Origin of the sequence: Sporosarcina sp. NCCP-2222, from assembly GCF_023168145.1 — a bacterium.
Taxonomy (GTDB): Bacteria; Bacillota; Bacilli; order Bacillales_A; family Planococcaceae; genus Sporosarcina.
Genome location: NZ_BQYK01000006.1, coordinates 209,994 through 219,050, shown reverse-complemented (window position 1 = coordinate 219,050; position 9,057 = coordinate 209,994). Strand labels below are relative to the sequence as shown.

General features: G+C 45.5%; 9 protein-coding genes. 2 read left to right on the top strand and 7 right to left on the bottom strand.

What is annotated here, in order from left to right:
* Positions 1-56 precede the first annotated feature (56 nt).
* Together NCCP2222_RS14400 and NCCP2222_RS14395 are read right to left on the bottom strand one after the other, a co-directional pair.
* On the bottom strand, positions 57-386 hold the full coding sequence (locus NCCP2222_RS14400; protein WP_248513038.1) for an urease subunit beta: 330 nt from the start codon (positions 384-386) through the stop codon (positions 57-59).
* A gap of 14 nt (positions 387-400) precedes the next feature.
* Positions 401-703 carry an urease subunit gamma gene (locus NCCP2222_RS14395; protein ID WP_248513037.1) on the bottom strand — a complete coding sequence of 101 codons (303 nt, stop codon included), beginning with the start codon at positions 701-703 and terminating at the stop codon, positions 401-403.
* Positions 704-904: 201 nt separating this feature from the next.
* On the opposite strand from NCCP2222_RS14395, the gene NCCP2222_RS14390 reads away from it, so the two are divergent.
* Both NCCP2222_RS14390 and NCCP2222_RS14385 read left to right on the top strand, forming a co-directional pair.
* Positions 905-1,864, top strand: a complete 960-nt coding sequence (locus NCCP2222_RS14390) for an urea transporter (protein ID WP_248513036.1) — start codon at positions 905-907, stop codon at positions 1,862-1,864.
* Positions 1,865-1,965: 101 nt separating this feature from the next.
* Positions 1,966-2,175: a DUF5342 family protein gene (locus NCCP2222_RS14385; protein ID WP_248513035.1), complete on the top strand. Its 210-nt coding sequence runs from the start codon at positions 1,966-1,968 to the stop codon at positions 2,173-2,175.
* A gap of 596 nt (positions 2,176-2,771) precedes the next feature.
* On the opposite strand, the gene NCCP2222_RS14380 is transcribed toward NCCP2222_RS14385, so the two are convergent.
* From NCCP2222_RS14380 to NCCP2222_RS14360, 5 genes are all read right to left on the bottom strand, one after another.
* Complete coding sequence (locus NCCP2222_RS14380; protein WP_248513034.1) at positions 2,772-3,197, bottom strand: YflT domain-containing protein; 426 nt, start codon at positions 3,195-3,197, stop codon at positions 2,772-2,774.
* Between the two features lie 117 nt (positions 3,198-3,314).
* Positions 3,315-4,736, bottom strand: coding sequence for a transglutaminase domain-containing protein (locus tag NCCP2222_RS14375; RefSeq protein WP_248513033.1), 1,422 nt, complete (start codon positions 4,734-4,736; stop codon positions 3,315-3,317).
* A 615-nt stretch (positions 4,737-5,351) separates the two neighbouring features.
* Complete coding sequence (locus tag NCCP2222_RS14370) at positions 5,352-6,638, bottom strand: amidohydrolase (RefSeq protein WP_248513032.1); 1,287 nt, start codon at positions 6,636-6,638, stop codon at positions 5,352-5,354.
* Between the two features lie 22 nt (positions 6,639-6,660).
* The gene (locus tag NCCP2222_RS14365; protein ID WP_248513031.1) at positions 6,661-8,181 is read right to left on the bottom strand and encodes an AbgT family transporter; all 1,521 of its coding nucleotides are present in this window, start codon (positions 8,179-8,181) and stop codon (positions 6,661-6,663) included.
* A gap of 36 nt (positions 8,182-8,217) precedes the next feature.
* Positions 8,218-9,057, bottom strand: an 840-nt coding sequence (locus NCCP2222_RS14360; protein ID WP_483882517.1) for a zinc-binding metallopeptidase family protein, incomplete at its 5' end; no start/stop codon positions are given.

Here is a 9,057-nt window from a genome sequence, read left to right as displayed (position 1 = left end):
GGATGGAATCGCCAGTAGTCGGTCCATACATTTGGGAATACTGATCGCGAGGCATTTTAAAACTCATTGCCATCCCCCTTATCAAGAGATCCATCTACTTTGTTTTGAAAGCCGTATACTTTTCGTTCGCCGCCATAATCTACCAGTTCAATTTCCTTTTCATCTCCCGGTTCAAAACGTACTGCTGCGCCAGCTGGTACATTCAACCGTTTGCCGTATGCTTCTTGCCGTGTGAACTGTAAAGCTTCATTGACTTCGTAGAAATGGTAATGGGATCCTACTTGGATTGGCCGGTCTCCAACGTTTTTCACGAACAGCTTGGAGGCAGTTTTGCCAGCGTTGCAAAGAACCTCTTCTTCCTTTAAAAACACTTCACCTGGTTTCATGGAGATCCTCCTTATTATTTGACTGGATAGTGCACAGTGACCAGTTTAGTTCCGTCGGGAAAAGTCGCTTCGACTTGGACATCATGGATCATGTCTGGAACGCCGTCCATAACATCCTCACTGGACAGGATAGAGGCTCCAAATTGCATTAGCTCTGCGACTGTTTTTCCATCGCGAGCGCCTTCCATTACTTCGTGGGTAATGAGTGCAACGGCTTCAGGATGATTTAGTTTGAGCCCTCTTTCCTTGCGTCTTCTGGCCACATCGGCTGCAACGACGATCAGGAGTTTATCTATTTCGCGCGGTGTTAAATACAACGATACCCCTCCTTATATATGTAGTTAATTAGACAATGCCTAACCTTATCCAAAACTTCACGAATTATACGGTGTTTCAAGGAAATAGCACCTTATATCCAGCTGTGAATAAAAGCATGTACATAATTCATTTGAAATCGAACATTCTATTACTAGATGCTATAGGACATGTGGTTTGAATTTAGGGAGTGGGGAAGGAAAATGAAAGAAATTATACGAAAGAAAAAAATGCGAATGGCAACCGAAGAAAATCTTCCATTTTCGCTTTGGATCACCATATTACATGGGATTTCTCAAGTCATTCTGATTGAAAACTGGGTAACTGGACTGCTGTTTTTGGCAGCTATCCTAACAACATCCATTGAACTCGGCGTCATCGCATTTTTGTCTTCTGCTATTGGAGCGGGGGTCGCCTATTTAGGCGGTGCAGATCCAAAACAGATCCAACAAGGATTATTTGGATATAATTCGGTGCTGACGGGGCTTTCCGTAACACTTTTTTTAACAGGGACTTTCAGTTGGGTCATCGCGTTGACCGGCGCACTCATCGCTTCACTTTTCACCGCTTCCATGATGAATCTATTTAAAAATGTCGGGCTCCCGGTTCTGACATTTCCGTTCATTTTACTTACATGGATTGTACTGCTCGCTTCCTACCGGTTGGATACATTCCGAATTACAAAAAATGTCGTGCCCCAAGATTTATCCCATTGGCAATTGGAAATTGCGGGTCCCATCGATTGGTTGGACGCCTTCTTCAGTGGCATCGGCCAAGTCTTTTTCCTGCAAGGCGTCATTGCGGGCGTCCTGTTATTTGCCGGATTGTTTTGGGCAGGCTGGCGCATTGGCCTGTACGCCATCGCGGGAAATGTTGTCGCCGTGGCGGGTGCCTTTTTGCTAGGAGCGGAACATACACTCATTGATCTCGGGCTATACGGTTATAATGCAATTTTGACAGTCATTGCAGTAGGGATTGTCTTTAAAGATGGCCACCACCCGCTCGCCCCAGTCTCTGCTATGCTTGCTGCTTTTTTGACCGCACCGCTTATTGCCAGTGTGGACACCATGCTCTTGCCATTTGGCCTGTCCGCATTGACGATGCCCTTCGTCATTTGCACCTGGCTTTTCCTCGGCGCCCGGAAAGTATTGAAACGTATATAGTGTAGTTTGGTAATTTAATGTAAATTAATGATTGGGGAGTATTTAGTAATTCACGGGGTATGACTAAAATATACAGATTACGTAGAAGGAGCGTGGAATAAATGAAAGACTTCGAAGTGAAGCCAATGTTTGAAGGCCAAATTCATGAAAGACATCAATTCAAAACAACGATTGAAGGAAACGACTACCAAGGTATTTACCATGAAGGGGAAATCGACTGGTTCCATCCACACCCTGAGAAAGAACTGACGGATGATCATGTTGATAAGGTTGAATCTCAAGTACACAAATTCATGAAGAAGCACAAATGATAGATTGAACAAACAGGTTCCTCAGAGTCAAGCTCTGGAGGCCTGTTTTTGTTTTGGTGTTAAGGGCTGTCAGGGGGGAGGTGAGTTCCATTCACCAGCTGTTGTAGAAGGTGATGCTGCTTTTAGAAGTGTACGATGAAAGAGTACTCGAATGAGACTTGGAAGTCCGAGATTAACTAGAAGAGTGCTTAAATTTGTCAGGAAGTGCTCTTACATACTTAATTAAGTGCTCGATTGAACGAAGTACCGCATGTTTATAGTCATCAAGAGTTTCCAAAACTGTTTTCAAAAAATCCTGTTTTGCAAAGGCTGCTTCTGTCTTTTTTTGAACCGCTCGATTAGTCCTCGTGACCTCTCGTTTTTGTTCTCGAACCACTCGTATATCCCGGGGACCGCTCCTATCTAGATACCACCGCTCGATTATGCCAGGTGACCTCTCGTATCTGTTGTCCAACCGCTCGATTAACAGAAATGATCGCTCGTATATGCCTACACTTACCAGGAAACTACTTGACACTGCTGACCACATGTATTTAATCAGAATCAAATCAAAACCGCTCGTTTCTGCTAACGAGCGGCCTGTTTCTTTGATGTTTCTACAAATCCCGTTGCTCCTGGTGCACTTCTTCTGGCGTCAGGGGATCATATCCTCCGTAACGGCTCTCGTCTGCGACTTGGTCGAGTAGGATCTCTTTGTCGATTTGCCCATCGATGTAGAGAAGAATGGCGCCATCTTGAACCGCATCGTAATAGAGTTTGGCCTCCTCGTCGGTGAAGCCGGCATCTTTCAGCATGCTGCGGACGTTATCTTCACCGGCCATGAATCCGAGAAAACGGTTGAAAAAGGAAGAGGGTGTGCCATGGATGTCTTGGGAGGTGCGGCTTTTCAATTCGGCGACAGCCAGGTCATCTTTCATGACAATGTACATATCATCCTCTTTTACACCTTTTCGCTGCAATTCTTTTATCTTTGAAATCAAGCGCTCTTGGGTCGGGAAACTTCCAATGAATATTTTTTTCATGATGGTGCCTCCTTGAAATTCGTTGTATTGCGGAAATACCCTCCTTGTCGCAGTTGAAAACTAGTTTCCTTCTGGGAATTAAAAAACACGCACGAAGGCATCGTGCGTGCGTGTGGTTCATTGTACATAGAACGGGTGGGAAGCCCGCTTAAATTGAATTTTACCGCTTGGGGTTTTTACCTTCTCAATCGTTAGTACATAGTTTTGGTTTCGCTCGTAGTTTCCAGCAGGCGGATAGACGAGCAGTTTGGTAGGATCTTTCGGATGTACGGATACTTTAACAGGCACTGTTTTTCCTTCGGCTGATGTGACAAATACATTGTGGTTTGTTGCCGAAGCCGCGTCAATTTTCGTATTGAATGTGACCGTCCACAATTTCGTTGCGGTTACTGTTTCGCCGAACGGGATGACAGGCTGGACTTCTTTTTTCAATGTAATGGTTTCTTGCTTGCCTGTTTTTTCGTTTCGATAGGAGAGGAGATTGCCGTCATTTTGAATGGCCGTAGAATGGACCGTATTCATACGGGTCAATCCGCTGCCGTCCAGTCCCATCTTGTATAAGTAGCCGCTATCCATGTAGTTGCTCAAGTAGATAGTCGAGCCGTAGATGGCAAAGTAAGGTGCACGGACATTCCCGACCCGCTGGCGTCCCGTTCCATCTTTAGTGATTTTATATAGTTTATTGTTATCTGCTTGATTGCTGAAATAAAAAGTATCGCCTACTGCAACAGTTTGTCCGAAATCATGGAAGTATCCGTATGTTGTGCTCGTAGCTGCAGGATACTCGTCTTCCTTCCACGTATGGTCTTTTCGAAGTTGTTCAGACATGACGAGGAAGTACGTATATTGAACATAACCCGGCTTGTCCGGAACAGGGTCGTCCCAAGTGATGTCCATCATATACCAGCTGCCGTTCAATTTGACAGCATTCCATGAATGGAGTTCGCCGCCTGCTGAACCGACGACAAATCGATTCTCGATTCCAAGCCGATCCAAAAGCAATTGTGCGGCTTTTGTATAGCCTTCACAAACTGCACTTTTTTTCACAAGTGCCCCATAAGCAGTATAGGTATCAGGCGGCAGACTGTTATTCTTCAAGTTTTCATAGTCATAGGCAACATGCAATATCAAATAATCATGAATTGCTTTGACTTTTTCCAAGTCGGAGCTGCCCGTTTTAATGATCGATTGGAGCACGCGATCGGCTTCTGCCTGCATGGACTTTTGGTTAGCACCCACTGTATCGACAGGGACAGAATATTTATACTGTATCTGTCCATCTGAGCGAATCGAGGCACCTTCATAGTATTGGATGGCCGGATTCTCTGTCACTACTGTGTGTATCAAGTCTCCTACTTGCTTATAGGTCAGTTCATTCGTCTCAAAACGGCCGGTTGTTTGTCCGCTTACAAGAGAATTTTTAATCATTTCATAGGACTTAGGCGCTGAAGTTATAGCTGCTTCAGAAAGGTGAGGATGATGTAAAAATAAAACTAATGATAGTAATATAGCAGAGAAAATGACTGATATACGTTTCAAATTAATCGCCTCCAATAGTATTATCGGAGCGCAATGCTACTAGCTCAATAGGTATTTAAAAATTATTTATTGGCAATCAAACCTCCAATTAGTAGACCCATCCTAGTCTTTCTATCTATCCCTTCCTTTTCAAAACCTTAACTAATCCTTTAGTCCTGAAAAAATCCGAGGATTAAGCTATTAGGAATGGGCAGGGAAACTACAACAGCTGTGTTATCTGGCGAAAGTAATGATTAAACCACTAAAGGAAAGTAATTTGAAAACAGATTGAAGCGGGGGAGAGGTGAATGGCCGTATATATTATTGTAGAAACGGTAGCTACTTTCAGCAGGCATTATCTTAAGGGATAAGTGGTTGCGATTTGTTAAAAGGAGCTGGAGGGGGCTTTGTATGGGAAGGGGAGTGGTGCTTGATCGGTTGACAGAATGTCGATATCTTTTATTCAGATCATGCAACAAAACTCCATGGCTAGTAATGAAATAAAATCCTCCTATGTAGTACCGATTCATTTTCATCACGTAAAACCTTTGAGTAGCTGTCTAGGAACAAATCTTCTCAAGGTAGCAATCTGAAAAAGAAAAGTACCCCCATTGCCAAAAGGAAGGGGGGGCACGCTTATTTTAAGGCATTCAATCGTTGAGCAACGCGGTACAAGACATCGACACCGGCAAACATCGATTCTTCATCGATATCAAATTTTTCATTATGGTGACCTGCTGCAAGGTTTGTGCCAAAGATGCAATACGTCGCCAGGCCGCCTTGTTCTTTTACGCGTTGCATGAAGTATGTTGCATCCTCTGAACCAGCAGAAGCATTATCTTCCAACACGACCTGTTCCACAAATGGGGAAGGGGCTGCACACTCGACGATTATTTCCGCCAGCTCCGGAGAGCATTTACAGCTGATTGCTTCTCCGACAATATCCAGGTCGCAGGAGACGCCGTACATGGCAGCAGCTCCTTTGATAATGGCTTCGGCCTGTTCACGGACATAATGATTGACATCGGATGTTTCTCCTCGAGTTTCAATTTTCATCTCCGCAAGGTCTGCTACGATATTTCGGCCGCTGCCGGCATGCAGTTCGCCGACATTGACGCGAGAAGCACCGCCAGAATGCCGAGAGATGGCATGCAAGTTCAAAGTGGCATTCGCGGCAGCCAGGAGGGCGTTTTGACCTTCTTCCGGCATAGCGCCCGCATGGGATGCTGTTCCGCGGAAGGTGACGTTCATCTTCGTCGTCGCCATGAATCCGTTTGAGGCCGCCACGACATGCCGGTGGGGGACGCCTGTACCAACGTGGGAGGCGATGAAATAATCCGTACCATCCACTACGCCAGCTGCCGTCATCGACTTCGCGCCGCGTGTGCCTTCTTCTGCGGGCTGAAAAATGATCCGAATTTTGCCGCCGAAAGCTTCGGCCGTTTCCGCAATACGGACGGCGAGTCCCAGGCCAATCGAAGTGTGGGCGTCATGGCCACATGCATGCATGGAGCCATGGACTGTTGATCTGAAACCGAGCTGATGTGGAAAATGTCCTGCATCATCACTTTCCACAATAGGAAGGGCATCCATATCGACTCGGAATGTTGTAACTGGCCCGGGTTTTTCAGTATCCCATTCTGCTACGATGCCCGTATAGCCTTCCTGAAAACGGTCAAGATACTCCAAATTAGCACCATGTTGGCGAGCCCATTCCAACTGCTTTTCAATAGCCTGTTGATTTGGCCTTCCCATCATTTGATCAGGATCCATTACGTCAAGGCCGGTTTTCAACGTATAGCCGAGGCGATCCAGTTCTCCGGCGACGATGGAAGCCGTCCGGAGCTCTAGGAAGCCTTGCTCAGGATGGCGGTGAAAATCCCGCCGCCATGCCACGAGCTGTTCTTTTAAATCTGTTTCCACGCACGATTCACCTCATCCTTAATTAATTCAAAAACGGTGTTACACCTGGCCCGAATGGAATGCCTGCATAGAAGAAAATGAGTATTAAGATGATCCATACGACAAGGAAGCTAATGGAGTAAGGAATCATTAAGGAAATCAATGTTCCGATACCGGCTTTCTTATCATACTTCTGCATGAATGATAGAACTACAGGCATGTACGGCATGAGCGGCGTAATAATATTCGTCGAAGAATCGGCAATCCGGTATGCAACCTGCGTAAAGGCCGGATGGTAGTTCAACTGCATAAACATCGGAACGAAAATTGGTGCTTCTAGCGCCCATTTTGCAGAACCAGACGTGATGAGGAAATTCATCAATGCAGTGAAAATGATGTATCCGATGATCAGTCCCATTCCTGTGAAGTTAATTTCCGTCAAGAATTCCGCGCCGTTAACGGCAATCCATGTTCCAATATTGGACCAGTTAAAGTAAGCGATAAACTGGGAGATTGCAAAGATGAGTACAATATAGCCAGCCATGTCCTTCATGGCTTCCGCCATATAACCAGCAACGTCTTTTCCGCTTTTAATTTTCCCGACAGTGACACCATATGTGATACCCACAGTTAAAAATAGGAATAAAATAATCGGTACAATTCCTGAAATAAATGGAGATGGAACCAATTTTCCATCTTCGCCGCGCAACGGGCTGTCCGGCCAAGCAATGGCTACAACGAGCACGATAATATAGAGAAGACCGGCAATGACAGCATTTCGGAACCCTTTGCCTGCTTTCGGATCTTCCTCTTCGACATCCATCTCCACAGCATCGCCTTTATATTTTCCAAGCCGTGGTTCGATAAAACGGGAGGTAATGAAACCAGCAAGAAAAGTTAAGACAAAAACGGACACAATGTTAAAAAACCAGTTATCTGTAGGATGTACAGTGATAGAATCATCCACAATTCTTGCCGCTTCTGTCGAGATGCCGGCAAGCAACGTATCCGTACCAACAATGAATAAGTTCGCAGTGAATCCAGCTCCAGAAGAAGCATAGCCTACGGCAAGGCCCGCAAGTGGGTGCCGACCGACACGGTAGAATACCATGGCAGCCAATGGTGGAATCAATAACATCGCAGCGTCGGAAGCCAAGTTCCCCATAATCCCAACGAATGCAACAGAATACGTCAGAAGGGCAGGAGGGGATTTCATAATGGTTTTCTTAATTGCATAGTCGAGCATTCCTACTTTTTCTGTTAACCCAATACCAAGCATCATTGCTAGAACAATGCCGAGGGGAGCAAAGCCGGTGAAGTTCGTCACCATGGAAGTAAGGATATATTGCAGCCCTTCGCCAGAAGCCAAGTTCTTGATGGCAAGTGTCTCTCCGGTTCCCGGGTGAATAACAGATGCGTTGAACAAACTAAAAATCCAAGATGCGATAATTACAGACACTGCCAAGATGCTGAACAAAATGAATGGATCTGGAAGTTTATTTCCGACTTTCTCGATGCCATTCAGGATTTTACTGAAAAAACCTTGTTTCTTCGTAGTTTCCATGTACTTCCCCTCGATTCGATTATAATAGTTTTACTTTCAGGCCTTCTGAAGTGGAGATGGCCGTACGTCCTTTGGAATTGGACATGTGTATGGATGTTTCTGTGAGAAAGCCTTAAACTCGTCCTTAACAGCATCCAATTGCCCTGGATTTGCTAGCAGTTTAATGCCGGTGAGCGCCATCGAACCAGCCGCGCGGAACATGCCTTTATGGGCGTTGGATGATAGGCCTTGGCTCGTCATTTGCCAAGTATGGAGTGGTGTGCCGAGCGCCGATGTTGACGTGGAAAGTTGAGCTGTTGGAACAACCCAGCTGACATCTGACACATCTGTGGAGCCTGCTAAAATACCATCCGATTCAACGTAAGGGGAAATGACATCCGAAATATATTTCCCTTCAAACTCGCTGCCATCACCTTCATAGCCAAATCCTCTCATGCCATTCAAGAAGTCTTTTTGTTCCCCTGCCGTCATGGAATTAAAAATTTGCTTTGCAAACTCGGTTTCCTCATCTGTCGGCGGTTCGACTCCAATTTCGACTAGACTGTCATACAAAAGCCGTTCCAGCGCACGATTCGGTATGTAATTAGAACACGCTTTGTCAAATTCGATCGTCAAATCCGTTTCCGTCATTAAAGCAGCGCCTTCTGCAATTTTGCAGACTCTCTTATAAATCGCATCAACTTGATCCACTTTCGGTGCGCGAACTAAATAAAGCACTTCGGCATCTGCCTGCACGACATTCGGCGAAATGCCTCCTGTATTTGTGATAGCATAGTGTATTCGCGCTTCGGGAATGATATGTTCCCGTAAATATTGCACTCCAACATTCATGAGCTCCACAGCATCCAGTGCGCTCCGTCCTAAGTGAGGCGAGTT